Below are 15,113 nucleotides of genomic sequence, written 5' to 3'. Positions count from 1 at the left end.
GAAAGCATGCTATTTCACTACTTAATACTTCTACTATACGTAATTCAAAAAAAGCATGCAAACAATCTCTTTCACGCCATCATTCGAGTAAGTACGATTTAGGGAATACAGATTAGATTTTAGTATACCATGGTTCCGTAGTTGCAGTGAATTGCAAAGAATTTTGTCGAAGATAGTGCTATCCTGAAAATTCCCAAATGCAAGGCAGTCCATTCCACCTACACAACCATCGATAGTCCCTTTACCACTAATGAGAAAATTGTTTCTTATTCCCCAGTTTACAAGGTTTAAAACAGGGAACTTCCAAAGTGCAAGTTAATTTCCAATAATTTTCAGGAGGGGAACGATGTTTAAAAACCGCATGAAAAAATTATTGTCGGCTGTCGCTCTGTCAACGCTTGCGTTCGGAACACTTACCAGTACCTCTACATACACCGTGAGCGCAGAAACGGGAAAAGACCCAGAAGTGGAAAATATCATTTTCTTGATTGGCGATGGAATGGGGCCTGCCTACCAGACTGCCTATCGTTATTTCAAGGATGATTTGGAAACAGAACAGATGGAAGACACCATTTTTGATCCCTACTTAGTGGGTATGCAGACGACCTATTCCGCTGATGCTTATTTTGATGGCGGAGAAGAGGATGAACAGGAAAACATCCCGGATTCCGCTGCTACGGCCACAGCAATGTCCTCCGGTGTCAAAACATATAATGGCGCTATTGCTGTTGACAGGAAAAAAGAAGACACCAAAACGGTACTGGAGACTGCCAAACAACAGGGGAAAGCAACAGGGCTTGTTGCTACTTCACAAATCAACCATGCCACACCTGCGGCATTTGGCACCCACGATGAATCGCGAAACAATTATGACCAAATTGCTGATGATTATTTTGATAATCTCGTAGACGGGGAACACGTCGTGGATGTACTGCTGGGCGGAGGAATAGATTTCTTTATCCGAGATGACCGCAATTTGGCCAAAGAATTCCAAAAGGATGGCTACAGCTATATCGAAACCCGCAAAAAACTGCTTCATGATAAAAATGAGCAAGTATTAGGCTTATTCGCCCCTATCGGGTTAGACAAAGCGATCGACCGTACTGAGGGCCAGCCGTCTCTGGCGGAAATGACCATGTCCGCCCTGGAACGCCTGAAAAAGGATGAGGATGGCTTTTTCCTTATGGTGGAAGGAAGCCAAATTGACTGGGCCGGCCACGACAATGATATTGTGGCGGCTATGAGTGAAATGGAGGATTTTGAACAGGCATTCGCCAAAGCAATCGAATTTGCCGAACAAGACGGTGAAACACTGGTAGTAGCTACTGCCGACCATTCAACAGGTGGTCTGTCCGTTGGACGGGACGGAGAGTATCAATGGAACCCTGAGATAATTCGTGCAGCTGAAAAGACCCCGGATTATATGGCGGCTCAAATTGCAGAAGGCGCAGATATTACAGCAATATTAGAGGAAAACATCGGGTTCCAATTGACAGAAGCAGAAATCGATACGGTGAAAAATGCCTATAAAGAAGCTGACAAACAGGATGAAGAAGCTTTAGTCTTAGCCATTGATGATGCTATTGAAAAAATCTTTGACATTCGTTCCGGTACTGGGTGGACTACAGAAGGGCATACTGGTGTGGATGTTCCTGTATATGCGTATGGACCGGGTGCCGATCATTTTACCGGTCACATCGATAACACAGATAATGCAGCAAATATTTTCCGCCTGTTAGGTGCCTCCTCTGATGAAGAGGCTGGCGATGAACTAGCAGAGACTGCAACAAATTATCCAAACGGAATCCTGGCGGGCGTAATGCTGGCGTTAGTCGGCGGACTACTTGTTTTCAAACGTAAAACCTCAACTAAAAAACAAGGCCAAACGCCCTAAATTGATCTTTATTCACGGAGGTTAGTTATGTGAGGGGAAAAATAGGTGTATTTTTACTTGCCGTCGGCTTTTTTCTTGCTGGATGGAACAGTTATAGCTGGTGGAAGCAAACAAATGTAGTCATTTCTAGCAAGGGAATGACCCAATCGATGGCTGCTAATTGGAGTGATATCGATGAAAAAGAAGCAGCCATCCAGCCAACGAAAAAAAGTTACTCTTTCACACATTCAGAATATCCAAAAGACCAGTTACAGGCTGGACAGAAAATCGGTTATCTGGACATCCCTAAATTGGAAAGCGTTTATCCGGCTTTCTGGGGAACGGATAAGCAAACGTTAAAACAAGGAGTCGGTATGTATAACTCTGCTGCTACTACACTGCCAACCGAAGCCGGCCACACCGCATTGGCCGGCCACCGTGATACGGTCTTCGCTGGTGTTGATAAACTGCAGCCAGGTGACAAGATTTATCTCAGGTTTGAAAACCACAAGTATGAATACGAAATCAAAAAAACTTCGGTTACCAACGCAGACGACCGAACTGTCTTAACTAAAAAAGAAAGTCCTACTTTAACATTGACGACTTGTTATCCGTTTGACTTTATTGGTTCAGCTCCTGAACGTTATATTGTACAGGCGAAACTAACCGGCACTAAAGCTGTTGAAAAGATACGGTTCTAGATACTGTCGATTTTCCCTGTGAAATCTAGGTGAAATAGAGAAAGGACTTAGTAAGAGAAATGGAGTGCTTCAAGGGATGGATGTTATGAGGAGATATTTTAGTTTAGTACCTGTTTCCTACACTTAAAAGGATTGCAGCGAATCGCTGCAATCCTTTTTTAAAATGCTATAGTTTAAACTGTCGTACTAACCCATTTAGTTCTTCGGCTAATTTGGAGAGTTCTTCTGAACTGTCGGCTACTTCTTCCATTGAACTGCTAGTTTGCTGGGAAGAAGCAGACGTTTGTTCCACTCCTGCTGCTGCCTCTTCGGAAATGGAAGCAATCTCTTCAATAGATGCGTTCATTTCCTGACTGTTTGCTGCAATCGAAGCCAGATTCTCTGAAACTGTCTGTACATTAAATGCCATTTCAGATACAGAATTATTTATATTTTTAAAGGTTTCGCCAGTCGTTTTAATTTGGTGTGTTCCTTGTTCAACCTCTTTATATCCGCCTTGCAGCGATTCTGCCACGATACCAGATTCTGTTTGGATACTGCCGACGATGCCAGTAATATCCGTAACCGACACACCCACTTGTTCCGCCAGTTTTCTTACTTCATCTGCGACGACAGCAAAGCCTTTGCCATGCTCCCCTGCCCGGGCTGCCTCAATAGCTGCGTTCAATGCCAGCAAATTCGTTTGCTCAGCAATATCTTTTATCACAGACACCAGCTTGGAAATTTCCTGTGACTGGGTATCCAATCCTTGGACTTTTTTCACTGCGTCTTGAACAATCGCATCAATTTTTGTCATTTGTTCAATTGATGAATCCATTAATCGGCTTCCATCCTCTGTCATGCCTAACACATGATCAGACGATTGCTGGATAAGTTCCCCATTTTCATTGGCTGTTTGGACTTTTTCTGAGAAGGTTCCCATCACTGCTGCTAATTCAGAGGCACTGTTTGCCTGCGATTCTGAACCAGAAGCCATCTCTTGCATGGTGGTCGCTATTTGCTGCGAACCAGCCTTTACTTCATTGGCCGATTGCGTCAATTCTTCACTTTGACCGCTGACAGTTTCGGAAATTCCGGAAATCTTCTGGACCATTTCTTTCAGGCTTTTGCCCATTGTATTCACGGATGATGCCAAACGACCGATTTCGTCGCTTCCTTTATAATGAACTGGTTCGACGGCTAAATTGCCTTCGGCTATCTGGTCGCTGACATGGATTACCTTGTTTAAATTGCGGGAAACCAACCGGCTGATTAGGAAGACAAGCACTCCACCGATAAGAATTGATGCAATGATAGCTATCAATAAGGTATTTCTTGCCAAGTCTGAACTCTTGTCAGCGGTATCAATGGCTTTCTGCCTATCTGCTATAACTGTTTCTCTTAAGCCATCCAGCAATTGCACTGTTTCTGCCCGTAATTGGCCGGCTTCCTTTTGCAGATTATATAGCAAGGAGTCCTCGCCAGCTTCAACCGCAGGTACAATTACTTCCAGAAATAAATCATTCATATGCTTGTCATTTTCCGATATCTGGGCAAACAAATCTTTCTGTACCTGTGTATCCATCCGCTCTTTTAAATCGGCTTCCAACGCATTAAACTCCTCTTGGCGAGCTTGATACTCCTCAACATACGTTTGGTCCGGATCATTTATGTAGCTTGCTATCCGTACCGACTTGGAACGAGTGATAGAGCCCATTTCAGTAACATTAATTGCACGTTCCCCTCGTCTGTCGACTGCGTCAATATCGTTTCCTATATTGTGGATAAGGCTGGTTACGATTCCAGCTGAAGTGCCAAATAACACAAAAACGAGAATTAACGTAAGCCCAAACTTCCAACCAATACTAATATTGCTGAATTTAAATTTATTTAACATTTTTTACTCTCCCTGACAGCCCTTTGTTGTAACGGTACGGAACTCTCTAAGCTGTTATTTTTTTGTGATTCATAATGGGTGCATGTATCCTGTTGTGGTTGCTGGTTTACAAATAAAACCATCGCTGTCGTAATGCATACAAAACTGCATTCGTCCGGTCGGAAACGTCCAGCTTTCGAAAAATAGAGCTTACATGGTTTTTGACTGTTTTTTCTGTTATAAACAAAAATTGTGCGATTTTATCATTGCTGAACCCTTTAGTCAGTAATTCCAAAACATTCCATTCTCTTTCCGTTAGAACACCTACAGGTTTTTCCGTAATTTTGTTGGAAAGTTTCTGATAGTCCCTCAACAAAATCTTAGATAACTTCGGATGGACATAGGAGTTATTCTCCAGTACCGAGTTAACGCCTGTAATAAGCTCTTCCGGCTGCATTCCGTTATAGAAATAGCCATCAAACCCTTTTTGGAACCAATCATTCAATCGCTTGATATCCGGGTTTGCAGTCCATACGATTACTTTTTTTCCATAATCCTTGTGAAGCTCGATCAAGGCGCTGACTTCTTTTTCAGCTGTATCAATATCCACTATTAAAAGGTTTGCTAATGTTTTTCGTTCTAACAATTCTCTGCAGTCTTTATACCGATAAGCTCGTACTGAAGAGTCTTTATATTCTCTCTCCAGGACATTTGTTATCCCATCTCTTAGTAAGCAACGATCCTTTATTACGATAATTTCCAATACAACTCACACCATTCTTTCTTCGTATTTCCCCATAATCTTTCTCTTACCTGCTTTTTTATAAATTCAAAGGATTTCCACCCTGTCCATATACTTATTGATTAACCTTTTCCCTATTTCATCCCTCCTGCTTTTGGCTCTTGTTCCTTGTGGTCAACCAAAAAAAGGCCACTCCTCAATGGAATAGCCAAAATACGGTCCCCAAAATCAGACCATCCTTTGGCAGCCAGGCGATCATAACCGAACTGAGAAAAAATACCCAGCAACAATCTTAGACCCTAGGCTTTGCGTCCTAGCTTTTCAGCTAGTTTGCCTTTATCAAGAGTTATTTTATGTAAATATGTAGTTCTTTTGTAAGTATAAGTTGAAAGCTTTTATTTTTCAACATAATTTGACAAAAAAAGCAAATATTTTAGACAATTGTCAAGTGAAACGCTTACAATAAAAAAATGAGTTGCATTTTGCAACTCATTTTTAAATATAACAATGGCTAACGCCCAAAGCTCATATACTCATATCTCCCACGAATAATTTGATAGAGGCCAAACAGGATAAACCCAACGGACACTATTCCGAGCATCCACTGGCCAAATGGCTGTTTAGCCAGCTCTGCCAACGCACCATCGAGTCCTTTTGCCTTGTCCGGATTAGTTGTCAAAGCTGTGCGGACAAAGAAAAAACCAACAAGTCCGAATATAATACCCCGTGAAATCATTCCGATTCTGCCTGCATTTCTGGCTGTCTTTTTTTCGTGGGCCTTCATTTCACTCTTTTTAAATTTTTTCATAAACGACCCTTTTATTCCGGAGAACAATTCGTACCCTCCAAAGATAAAAATGCCTGTTCCCAGCCCGGCTAAAACCCATGGTCCGAATGGCTGGGACAATAATTTTGCAGACATCGCCTGCTCTGATCCACTATTACTGCTGCCAGCATGAACAGCAATTTGAATGGCTTTCATCGAAATCGCCCCATAAATAACCGCACTGACAAAAAATCCTACTCTGATGACAATCCCTCTAAAGCCATTTCCATAATTGCCCGGGTCCTTAACAGCCCTGATCAGCTGCCAGACAATATAACCCAATAATCCTATCCCGATAATCCATATTAGTATTTCTCCAAGCGGCATATTCGCCAAAGACTGGAACATACCGCTGGTGCTTGCCGTTTTCCCTCCAACTCCTATGGCCGCCATAAAAGACAGAATCCCAATAAGAGCGAAAACAACTCCCTGCGCCATATAACCGAGACGGCCATACCAGCGGATCCAAGGTTTTATTTCCTGGTCAGCCCGCAATGTTGTTTGCTGTTTTGCTTTATATTTAGAGGTTGGAATATCCATTTCCGGTTTCCCTTCTTTCCACTTAGTTGCTCGTCTATTGTATTCATTCCCGCGGAAAGAAAAGCGAAACCCTGTCTTTGTACGCTTTTGCTTTAAAAGAAGTCTGACAAGAATGGCTGACGGTCCGGAATGACAGCTTCCAGCAGCTCAACCTCCCGCCTTTCACCAGTAATCAGGCCGGCATTATGCAATGCCAGCGGCCGCTTGTATCCCAGCAGCATAGATGTAAGCTGCTGTATAGAACAGAAAACTCCCGGCTGCTCTGGATTCAGGGGCTTTCTTACAAAGCCATTATCAGTTAATTGAAAAACGCCGCTGTTTTCTGGCAAAAAAGCATCCTCTACTTGTAAAAGAAGCTTGTTTTCGGTTTCCATAAATGGATATTCATTTAAAAAGCGTGGAAGATCGACGATCCTGGCCATAAAGTATGGTTTAATCTCCTGAAGGAATCTGGGTTCCTCTATGAACAACGGTAATTGATCATCTTCCGGCACAGCCATCTCCACCTTCTCAGCCATGGAATCGTGATTTGCAATAAACTGCATCAGTACCTTCCAACCATTCAAAGAATTGTACGCTAGCTCTTCCACAGTGAAAATATTGTTTTTTACATGGTAAATGACGTAGCCATCTGCCTGCTGAAGATGGTCATAAGCAATGGCTGTTTGCACTTTTCCTGTCAAAACTCGTTGCTGCCACCATTTTTCGTCGCGCACCAGCATCCCATTATATTGTTTAGCAAAACGGCTATATATGGAGTGGAGCAGCTGGACATCATTTTGTACTCTTTTTACATATCCCTGCCCTCCCCAATCAATGGACAATTTCTCTATTGGGATGGAATAATGCCGGTTAGCAAAACATAATTCCCACCCATATTTCCGGTAAAATGGAAAAGAAAATGGATGGAGAAACGAAAGGGTCTGGCCATGTTGCTTCATGTCGGAAAGAGCCTGTGACAGCAATTTTTTTACCAGTCCCTGCCGGCGGTACTCCGGCCAAGTCGCTACAGCTCCAATACCGCCCATTTCAAATGGTTTGCCACCAATGTAGCAAGCAAGAGGATGGATGTGCAGCTTGGCAGCCAATTGTTCCCCTTCCATCCACCCAAAAATTTTATGGCGCTTTGTTTCTTCAGTTCGGGCCGCTAACTCATCTGCTCCCATTTCAACTTGAAAAGCAAACTGCGAAAGAGCAAATACCTCTTCAAAATCCTCTTCCTTCAAGATTTTTATTTCTCCCATAAGGAAAACCTCCTCCTCTCCTCTTGAGCAAAAGAGCTTACAATAATACGGAATCCAGATAATCGATGAATACTTTTTCAATCCTCGCCTTATCCAGCCGTTCTGGTTCAAGCAGAGCATGCAAAGCCATACCGTCGACAAGAGCATATAATTTCTCACACTCGATATCGATATCGAGCGACGGTTGGAGAAGCCGCTGGTCAGCCAAACAACCTATTATCCGCTGCACCGCGGTATATATCCCATCATTTTCTTCCATGAAAAATTCCTTTTTATTCCTGGCATAAGCGACGAATGCAAACCACACCTCCATTTCTGCTCTTGTTTCCTTATTTGCCGGAACGATTTCCATTAAGATACGCAATACTTTATCTTTCGGCGGAAGCTCCTGATCAGCAATATGCACGATTCTGTCAGCAGCTCTTTCTTTGACAAGCCGCATGGCATATAAAATCAATTGCTCCTGCGTAGAAAAATAATAACGCAAAGCCCCTAAAGAGAGACCTGCTTCCTTTGCAATATTTCTGACAGTCGCCCCTTCCATTCCCTTTTTTAAAATTACTTGCCAGGTTGCTTTTGCTATTGTTTGTCTTCGCTGTTGATGATTAACTTTTTTTGGCATACCTTAACCTTAGCAAGAAGACGGTCAAGAAGCAATTTATTAATACAATTGTATTAAATAAATATCCATGCTATGCTGGTTTTAGTTATAAGAAACTGTTTTGCATCGGAGCAAAAGCAGTAATTAGGATACTTACGAAGGAGCGGTTGAATGAATTTTATTGCCTGGATGATTGTCGCTTGTGAGATTGCTTTTTGGGTAGTAATTTTGGGGGGATTAATCACTAGATACGTATTTAAGAAAGAGAAGGCTGGTTTAATTTTACTGGCCCTCACACCAGTAATCGATGTTATATTGATGTTTTTGGCAAGCTATGATTTGTATAACGGAGCCACAGCCACTACAGCCCATGGCATTGCAGCAGTTTATATCGGCATTTCCATCGCTTTTGGCAAAAACATGATCGAGTGGGCAGATCACCGCTTCCAATATTATATAATGAGGCAAGGCCCGAAGCCGATGAAAAAATACGGGTATGCCTATGCCAAACACTATGCCAAAGGATGGATCAGGCATGTAGTAGCTTATGTTATCGGTGCAGGCATTCTAGCAATTAGCATTTATATCATAAATGATTACCAACGTACTGAATCGTTTATTCAACTCATAAAATTGTGGGCAGTAGTAGTCGGTATCGATGCGTTAATTACCATCAGTTACTTTATTTGGCCAAAACCAGTCAAGCAACAAAACTAAATTAGGCGGCATATTCTCCTAATAAAATGGTACAAGGCTGGACAACACAAAAAAAACCTTTTGGCAGGTGCTTGACTACTAAGCATTTGCCAAAAGGTTTTCTATAGAATCGAGCAGCCGTTTTTTTCATGGGCTTACCCTGTTTGTTTCTGTGACTCTTTTGCGCTTTTTTCCTGTTTTTCAAGCAATACGAGCATTTCCGCAAAAACACTCCCTCTCTGGTGCACTATATCTTCCTGCAGCCTGGTTTTTAACACCATCTTAGTCGGATGGTCTAACTTGGTGATCAGCGCTTTCCACATATCAATAAATGTCATACCTGGTTCCATATGAATCTCATAAGCAAAACAGGTTTTCAACACATGGTAGTAAAGTTCCTTTAAAGCTACATCACTATTCATTTATCCGCCCGCCTTTGTGCTAAGATAATAGTTAGTATGGGCGGAAGTGCCGATATTTAAACGAAACATCAACGAAAAACACTAATTTTTCAGCGTTGTTTCCGTTTTCACTAGGAAAATCATCTGCTCCCTGATAATTGATTTCAACTTATATTGAGAGGAGAATTTCATGTATCTCACTCCTAAGCTCGGCAAAAAAATAGTCGCCGAAGTGAAAAACTTGATTGATGAGCATCTGATCATCGTCAATCCAGAAGGAACAATCATTGCCAGTACAGATAAAAGCAGAATAGGCGATTACCACCAGGGGGCGGAAATTGCCTGCAAAGAGAAAAAGGAAATAATCCTGTCTGCCGAGGATGAGTCCGCCTTACAAGGAGTAAAAGCCGGAATCAACCTGCCGATTTTGCTTAACGATCAGCCGTTAGGCGCCATCGGCATTACCGGAAACCCTGCCGAAGTCACGCGATTTGGTTCTCTGGTTAAAAAAATGACCGAATTGCTCATTCAGGAAAATGTTTATCTCCAACAAATGGAATGGGAAACCCGCACGTTAGAGGCTTATGTATTTGACTGGCTTCAACAAGACCAGGCGCCAGTAAGTTTTTTGCAAAATGGCACACTTCTGGGGATCAACATGAATCGAAGGAAAAGCTGTACGATTATCCATATAGAAGCGGAAGAGCAGCAGCACTTCCATGATTTATTCCACTATATCCGCACATGGTGGAACAATAAAGCAACAGCATTGGTGGCAAGGTGGGGAAACGACCGTTGTCTGTTGATTCAGGACGTAGAGGAGCAGGCAAATACGACGAAATTGGATGCCTACTTGCTAAATACATTCCAGACACATATCCTTCAACGATTTGGGATAGCAACGTCCATTGGGGCAGGACCGGATGTGCCAGCCGGTGAATTAAAGGTTTCTTTCCAGAAAGCAGAAAAAGCACTTACGATTGCCCGAAAAACGCAGACAATTGTTTTTTATGAAGACCTCCTATTGGAAATGTGCCTGCAGGAGATAACACCCCAGACAAAGCGAGAGTTTGTCGAAAAAAGCATAGGATCCTTACTGTCGGAACCAGATTTACTCACTACCTTGAAGTCCTATCTTTCCAACAATTTAAACTTGGTAAAAACAGCAGATGAATTAAGTGTGCACATCAATACGGTGCATTACCGATTAAAAAGGGTGAAGGAGATCACAGGTATTGATTCTAAAGAACTCTCTTCACTGGTATCTTATTATCTCGCTTTCGAATTTTTAGATGATAATACAATTTAACCCATTTATTTTCTTTTGTTTTTATGTAATCACACATATATTTTTCGGAATTTTCCCATTACAATAAAAGTAATATCTATTCCGAAGAAGGAGAAGTGTCCATGCTTACAAAAGAGATAAAGCAACAATTAACAGCTATTGTAGGTCCGGAAAATTTTGCAGACTCAAAGGCAAGCCAGCTAGTCTATTCCTTTGATGCTACTCCGCAGTTCCAGGCGATGCCGGATGCCATCGTTTCCCCCCGTAATAAAGTGGAAGTAGCCGAGGTAGTCAAATGCTGCAGCCAACATCGCATCCCACTTGTACCTAGAGGCTCGGGCACTAACTTAAGTGCCGGCACCACACCGCAGCAGGGTGGTATTGTCCTCTTGTTTAAGCACTTGGACCAAATAGTGGAGATTGACGAAGAGAATTTAACAATTACTACCCAGCCAGGCGTCAATACGCTCGAACTTATTGAAGCGGTTGAAGCTAAAGGGCTGTTCTATCCGCCAGATCCCAGTTCGATGAAGATCTCGCAAATCGGCGGGAACATCAATGAAAATTCTGGCGGGTTAAGAGGATTGAAATATGGCGTGACAAGAGACTATGTCATGGGCTTGGAAATAGTCCTTCCAAACGGAGAAATAATCCGAACAGGAGGAAAACTTGCTAAAGATGTAGCTGGCTATGATTTAACAAGGCTATTCGTCGGCTCGGAAGGAACACTTGGCATTATCACGGAAGCGACCTTGAAATTGATTCCGATGCCGGAAACTAAAAAGACCGTGCTGGCATTATATGAGGATATCGATGCTGCAGCCCGGACAGTTTCAAAGATTATCGCCAGCCGGATTATCCCGACCACCCTGGAATTCCTGGACCAGCCGACCATAAAGGTAGTAGAGGAATTTTCCAATATTGGGCTCCCCACCCACGTGAAAGCGATGCTGTTAATTGAACAGGATGGCAGCACACAAACGGTTGAAAAAGACATCGAAGACATTTCGGAAATATGCAGAGAAAATGAAGCTATTGAAATTAGCGTGGCTAAAACGGAGGCAGATGCGGAAGCGCTGCGGACAGCACGGAGATCAGCACTTTCAGCACTTGCCCGGTTAAAGCCGACCACGATACTGGAGGATGCAACCGTCCCGCGATCAGAAATAGCCAAAATGGTTAAAGCGATTAATCAGATTGCACGGAAATATGATGTGGAAATTTGTACTTTCGGCCATGCAGGCGACGGCAACCTGCACCCAACCTGTCTCACGGACGCTAGAAATAAACCGGAAATGGAGCGGGTGGAGCAAGCATTTGAAGAAATATTCCAGACAGCAGTAGATCTTGGGGGGACGATTACAGGAGAACATGGCGTCGGTGCCATGAAAGCTCCCTATTTACATTTAAAGCTGGGCGAAGCAGGCATTTCCGCCATGCAAGGCGTTAAACAAGCATTCGATCCATACAATATTATGAATCCTGGCAAGATGTTTGCAAAGTCAAGCCGTAAACGGGTGGTGGTGAGCCCATGAAAACAGCAGAAAAGCAACGAATTCAACAGCAATTTCAAGAAAAAATGGACTATGACGAGCTGTTAAACTGCATGCGGTGCGGCTTTTGTCTGCCTAGCTGCCCAACTTATATCGAATCCGGTAAGGATGAAGCCCATTCACCAAGAGGGCGGATTGCTTTGATGAAAGCAGTTGTCGACGGAGATATCGAGCCTGATGAAGAGGTCAAGCGGTCGCTCGATATGTGTCTGGGTTGCAGGGCCTGTGAACCAGTTTGTCCGTCAGGAGTCAATTACGGCCACTTACTTGAGCAAGCCCGCGATATTATTTACCAAAACCAGCAGCCTTCCCTGCCGGTAAAAGCACTCAGAAAAGCAGCATTTAAAGGGCTGTTCCCCCATCATAACCGGATGATCGCGCTGACAGGGATGCTAGGCTTTTATCAACGTTCAGGTCTTCAAACAATTGCACGGAAATCGGGAGTAATGAAAATGCTGCCGGAATCGATGCAGCTAATGGAAACCGTGCTGCCGTCCGTTCCGACTTCTAAATTGATGAAAAACAGGCCAAGGCATTTACAGCCCGCTGCCACAACGAAAAAAAAGGTGGCTTTTTTCTCTGGCTGTCTGATGGATACAGTCTTTTTGCCGACCAATGATGCCACCGCTAAGCTGCTGCAATACGCCGGCTGCGAAATTGTCATCCCTGAGACCCAGGCCTGCTGTGGTGCATTGCACGGACACAGCGGGGAAAAGCAGCAAGCAAAAGCCTTGGCAAAAAGAAATATCGAAGCATTTGAAGATACAGAGGTCGATTATATTATTACCAATGCCGGCGGCTGTGGCGCCTTCCTGGTTGACTATGGCCATCTATTAAAAGACGAGGAAGGCTGGCAAACCCGCGCTGAGAAATTTGCTTCCAAAATCAAGGATATATCCAGTGTGCTCATAGAACTAGAGTTTCATAAACAAAATCTCGTTTTAGAGAATGAAGTGATCACTTATCAGGATTCCTGCCATTTAAAAAATGTTCAAAAGACTTTCATGGAACCAAGGCAGCTGCTAGAATCAATCGAAGGAGCCGCCTATGTTGAAATGAAAGATGCCGGACGTTGCTGTGGGTCGGCGGGCATTTATAATCTCGTTGAATCAGAAATGTCGATGCAGATTCTCGACTACAAAATGAAACAGACGAAAGCCGCCAATGCCAAAACTGTCGTAACAGCCAATCCTGGCTGCTTGCTGCAAATGAAGCTTGGCATTGAAAAAGAGGGGCTGACAAAGCAGATAAGAGCCGTCCATATAGTCGATTTGTTATTGGAAGCATACGAAAATAGCAATAAGCAGTAACCTGGAGACCATCGCCGCGGCGATGGTTTTTTGTTCCTCTTAGCATGTTGATTTTTTCGCCGCTAAAAAAATGATACGATATCAAAAAAGGATGGTAATGTCACTGCTTTCCTAGTTTATACTTGAAAGGAGAACGGTTTTATGAGAATTGCCTTTTTATCCGATATTCATGGCAATGCCATTGCTCTTGAGGCAGTAATCGAAGATATCAACCGAAAAAATGTCGATAATATCATTGTCCTTGGCGACATTGCTTATCGCGGCCCAGAACCAAAACGTTCGATTGAGTTGGTCCGCGGCCTGGGAACTGATGTGGTCAAAGGCAATGCGGATGAGTGGGTCGTCCGCGGGATCGATAAGGGAGAAGTACCTGATCATGCTCACGAGTTAATGAACGAGGAACGCGATTGGACTGCAGCCCAATTAACACAAGAAGACATAAATTATTTGGCCAATCTTCCATCCGTCAAGCAATTCGAAGTGGAAGGAGTCACCTTTCACGCTTTCCACGCAACACCCGACAGCTTGTTTGAAGTTGTGCCGCCAAGCGCAGAGGACGATACGCTTGCATTAAAGTTAATGAAAGCAACGGCTGCTGATGTTTACTTGTATGGGCATATCCATCAATCCTATATTCGTACAATCAATGGTAAAACAGTCATCAATCTCGGAAGTGTCGGATTACCTTTTGACGGAGTAACGAAAGCTTCTTATGCTATTGTAGAGGCCGACAATGGAGCGGTTAGCATGTCGATTGAAAAAGTAGCCTATGACCGGGAAAAGACAATTGCTAAGTATCATGAAGTTGATTACCCGAACACCGACATGATGGAAAAAATCATCCGCACAGCCAGCAGCGTGCAGCCGCCTTCATAACACGGCTGTTTTACGAGTAGATTTCTCCACGAGGTAAGGACAAAGGTATAGCGGCTAAAGCAAAAATCGAACGATGATTCGAAAACCTTAGGATTCGAACTCGTTCGATTTTTTTCTCCTCTTTTAGATAACCTGCAGACCCAGGGACAGCTCTATTTTTTCCTTCTTACATTAAGCTGCAGGAAGCATACTTCAGCTTTCCGCGGCATGGCTTCAGCCTCCTTGAAAGTAAAGGAGCCATTTTCTGCGTGCGATGAATCGCTGCCGAAGCCTTCCCTCCCGCAGGAGTCTCCGTGAATTTCCTCCTCTGAAAGTCTGCGTCTACATGAAATCGCGATATATTAGCGCGCTTATCCGATACTATCACTTTTTTTGCTATGTATATCATCAATATTCCTCAAGCGGTTGGTCAAAACTTATACATTTCACGATCCTCTGTTTCAAATTCATCTACTTCCGTATTATTCGTAATGTACCATTGTTCATCCAATTCATCATAGGTTAATTCATAATCCCAAATATAACTGGTTAAAAATACCCCTGTAAAAAGTCCTGTCAAGATGGTTATCCCTTTAACTTGTATCGTTTTCTCGTTTTTGAGATAATA

At 43.1% G+C, this 15,113-nt stretch carries 14 protein-coding genes and 1 riboswitch; of the genes, 7 read left to right on the top strand and 7 right to left on the bottom strand.

The window, feature by feature from the left end:
* Positions 1-346: 346 nt before the first annotated feature.
* Together BLR93_RS06995 and BLR93_RS06990 are read left to right on the top strand one after the other, a co-directional pair.
* Complete coding sequence (locus BLR93_RS06995) at positions 347-1,894, top strand: alkaline phosphatase (RefSeq protein WP_093212680.1); 1,548 nt, start codon at positions 347-349, stop codon at positions 1,892-1,894.
* 29 nt (positions 1,895-1,923) lie between these two features.
* On the top strand, positions 1,924-2,574 hold the full coding sequence (locus tag BLR93_RS06990) for a class D sortase (protein WP_093212678.1): 651 nt from the start codon (positions 1,924-1,926) through the stop codon (positions 2,572-2,574).
* A gap of 166 nt (positions 2,575-2,740) precedes the next feature.
* Here the strand turns inward: BLR93_RS06990 and BLR93_RS06985 are convergent, their stop codons facing one another.
* From BLR93_RS06985 to BLR93_RS06965, 5 genes are all read right to left on the bottom strand, one after another.
* Positions 2,741-4,450: a methyl-accepting chemotaxis protein gene (locus BLR93_RS06985; RefSeq protein WP_093212676.1), complete on the bottom strand. Its 1,710-nt coding sequence runs from the start codon at positions 4,448-4,450 to the stop codon at positions 2,741-2,743.
* A 106-nt stretch (positions 4,451-4,556) separates the two neighbouring features.
* A complete protein-coding gene (locus tag BLR93_RS06980) occupies positions 4,557-5,192 on the bottom strand; it encodes a response regulator transcription factor (RefSeq protein ID WP_093212674.1) in 636 nt (211 codons plus the stop codon).
* Positions 5,193-5,410: 218 nt separating this feature from the next.
* Positions 5,411-5,516: riboswitch (cyclic di-GMP riboswitch) on the bottom strand.
* Between the two features lie 166 nt (positions 5,517-5,682).
* The gene (locus BLR93_RS06975; protein ID WP_093212672.1) at positions 5,683-6,537 is read right to left on the bottom strand and encodes a DUF1206 domain-containing protein; all 855 of its coding nucleotides are present in this window, start codon (positions 6,535-6,537) and stop codon (positions 5,683-5,685) included.
* Positions 6,538-6,629: 92 nt separating this feature from the next.
* On the bottom strand, positions 6,630-7,781 hold the full coding sequence (locus BLR93_RS06970) for a GNAT family N-acetyltransferase (RefSeq protein ID WP_093212670.1): 1,152 nt from the start codon (positions 7,779-7,781) through the stop codon (positions 6,630-6,632).
* A 37-nt stretch (positions 7,782-7,818) separates the two neighbouring features.
* A complete protein-coding gene (locus tag BLR93_RS06965; RefSeq protein ID WP_093212668.1) occupies positions 7,819-8,403 on the bottom strand; it encodes a TetR/AcrR family transcriptional regulator in 585 nt (194 codons plus the stop codon).
* A 150-nt stretch (positions 8,404-8,553) separates the two neighbouring features.
* Between BLR93_RS06965 and BLR93_RS06960 the strand changes: the two genes are divergently transcribed.
* Positions 8,554-9,099, top strand: a complete 546-nt coding sequence (locus BLR93_RS06960; RefSeq protein ID WP_093212666.1) for a hypothetical protein — start codon at positions 8,554-8,556, stop codon at positions 9,097-9,099.
* 134 nt (positions 9,100-9,233) lie between these two features.
* On the opposite strand, the gene BLR93_RS06955 is transcribed toward BLR93_RS06960, so the two are convergent.
* Positions 9,234-9,500, bottom strand: coding sequence for a hypothetical protein (locus BLR93_RS06955; RefSeq protein ID WP_093212664.1), 267 nt, complete (start codon positions 9,498-9,500; stop codon positions 9,234-9,236).
* Between the two features lie 169 nt (positions 9,501-9,669).
* On the opposite strand from BLR93_RS06955, the gene BLR93_RS06950 reads away from it, so the two are divergent.
* The 4 genes from BLR93_RS06950 (at position 9,670) to BLR93_RS06935 (ending at position 14,506) form a co-directional block, all read left to right on the top strand.
* Positions 9,670-10,788, top strand: a complete 1,119-nt coding sequence (locus BLR93_RS06950) for a CdaR family transcriptional regulator (RefSeq protein ID WP_093212662.1) — start codon at positions 9,670-9,672, stop codon at positions 10,786-10,788.
* A 101-nt stretch (positions 10,789-10,889) separates the two neighbouring features.
* Positions 10,890-12,302 (top strand): glycolate oxidase subunit GlcD, encoded by a 1,413-nt coding sequence (glcD, locus tag BLR93_RS06945; RefSeq protein WP_093212660.1) that lies wholly within the window; start codon positions 10,890-10,892, stop codon positions 12,300-12,302.
* On the top strand, positions 12,299-13,630 hold the full coding sequence (locus BLR93_RS06940; protein ID WP_093212658.1) for a (Fe-S)-binding protein: 1,332 nt from the start codon (positions 12,299-12,301) through the stop codon (positions 13,628-13,630). Before glcD ends, BLR93_RS06940 begins: the two co-directional genes overlap by 4 nt.
* Before the next feature lie 141 nt (positions 13,631-13,771).
* A complete protein-coding gene (locus BLR93_RS06935; RefSeq protein WP_093212656.1) occupies positions 13,772-14,506 on the top strand; it encodes a metallophosphoesterase family protein in 735 nt (244 codons plus the stop codon).
* Positions 14,507-14,915: 409 nt separating this feature from the next.
* On the opposite strand, the gene BLR93_RS17990 is transcribed toward BLR93_RS06935, so the two are convergent.
* The gene (locus BLR93_RS17990; RefSeq protein WP_175559284.1) at positions 14,916-15,065 is read right to left on the bottom strand and encodes a hypothetical protein; all 150 of its coding nucleotides are present in this window, start codon (positions 15,063-15,065) and stop codon (positions 14,916-14,918) included.
* Between the last annotated feature and the right edge of the window lie 48 nt (positions 15,066-15,113).

The organism is Sediminibacillus albus (genome assembly GCF_900101125.1).
Lineage (GTDB): Bacteria > Bacillota > Bacilli > Bacillales > Amphibacillaceae > Sediminibacillus > Sediminibacillus albus.
The sequence above is the reverse complement of the archived record's forward strand: the minus strand, read 5'-3'. Positions and strand labels throughout refer to the sequence as shown.

Bases quoted from the DNA above. Each gene is read 5' to 3' on its own strand.
- BLR93_RS06955 (WP_093212664.1), bottom strand. From the start codon at position 9,500: ATGAATAGTGATGTAGCTTTAAAGGAACTTTACTACCATGTGTTGAAA.
- BLR93_RS06975 (WP_093212672.1), bottom strand. From the start codon at position 6,537: ATGGATATTCCAACCTCTAAATATAAAGCAAAACAGCAAACAACATTG.
- glcD (WP_093212660.1), top strand. From the start codon at position 10,890: ATGCTTACAAAAGAGATAAAGCAACAATTAACAGCTATTGTAGGTCCG.
- BLR93_RS06995 (WP_093212680.1), top strand. From the start codon at position 347: ATGTTTAAAAACCGCATGAAAAAATTATTGTCGGCTGTCGCTCTGTCA.
- BLR93_RS06985 (WP_093212676.1), bottom strand. From the start codon at position 4,450: ATGTTAAATAAATTTAAATTCAGCAATATTAGTATTGGTTGGAAGTTT.
- BLR93_RS06950 (WP_093212662.1), top strand. From the start codon at position 9,670: ATGTATCTCACTCCTAAGCTCGGCAAAAAAATAGTCGCCGAAGTGAAA.
- BLR93_RS06960 (WP_093212666.1), top strand. From the start codon at position 8,554: ATGAATTTTATTGCCTGGATGATTGTCGCTTGTGAGATTGCTTTTTGG.
- BLR93_RS06940 (WP_093212658.1), top strand. From the start codon at position 12,299: ATGAAAACAGCAGAAAAGCAACGAATTCAACAGCAATTTCAAGAAAAA.
- BLR93_RS06935 (WP_093212656.1), top strand. From the start codon at position 13,772: ATGAGAATTGCCTTTTTATCCGATATTCATGGCAATGCCATTGCTCTT.
- BLR93_RS06970 (WP_093212670.1), bottom strand. From the start codon at position 7,781: ATGGGAGAAATAAAAATCTTGAAGGAAGAGGATTTTGAAGAGGTATTT.
- BLR93_RS06965 (WP_093212668.1), bottom strand. From the start codon at position 8,403: ATGCCAAAAAAAGTTAATCATCAACAGCGAAGACAAACAATAGCAAAA.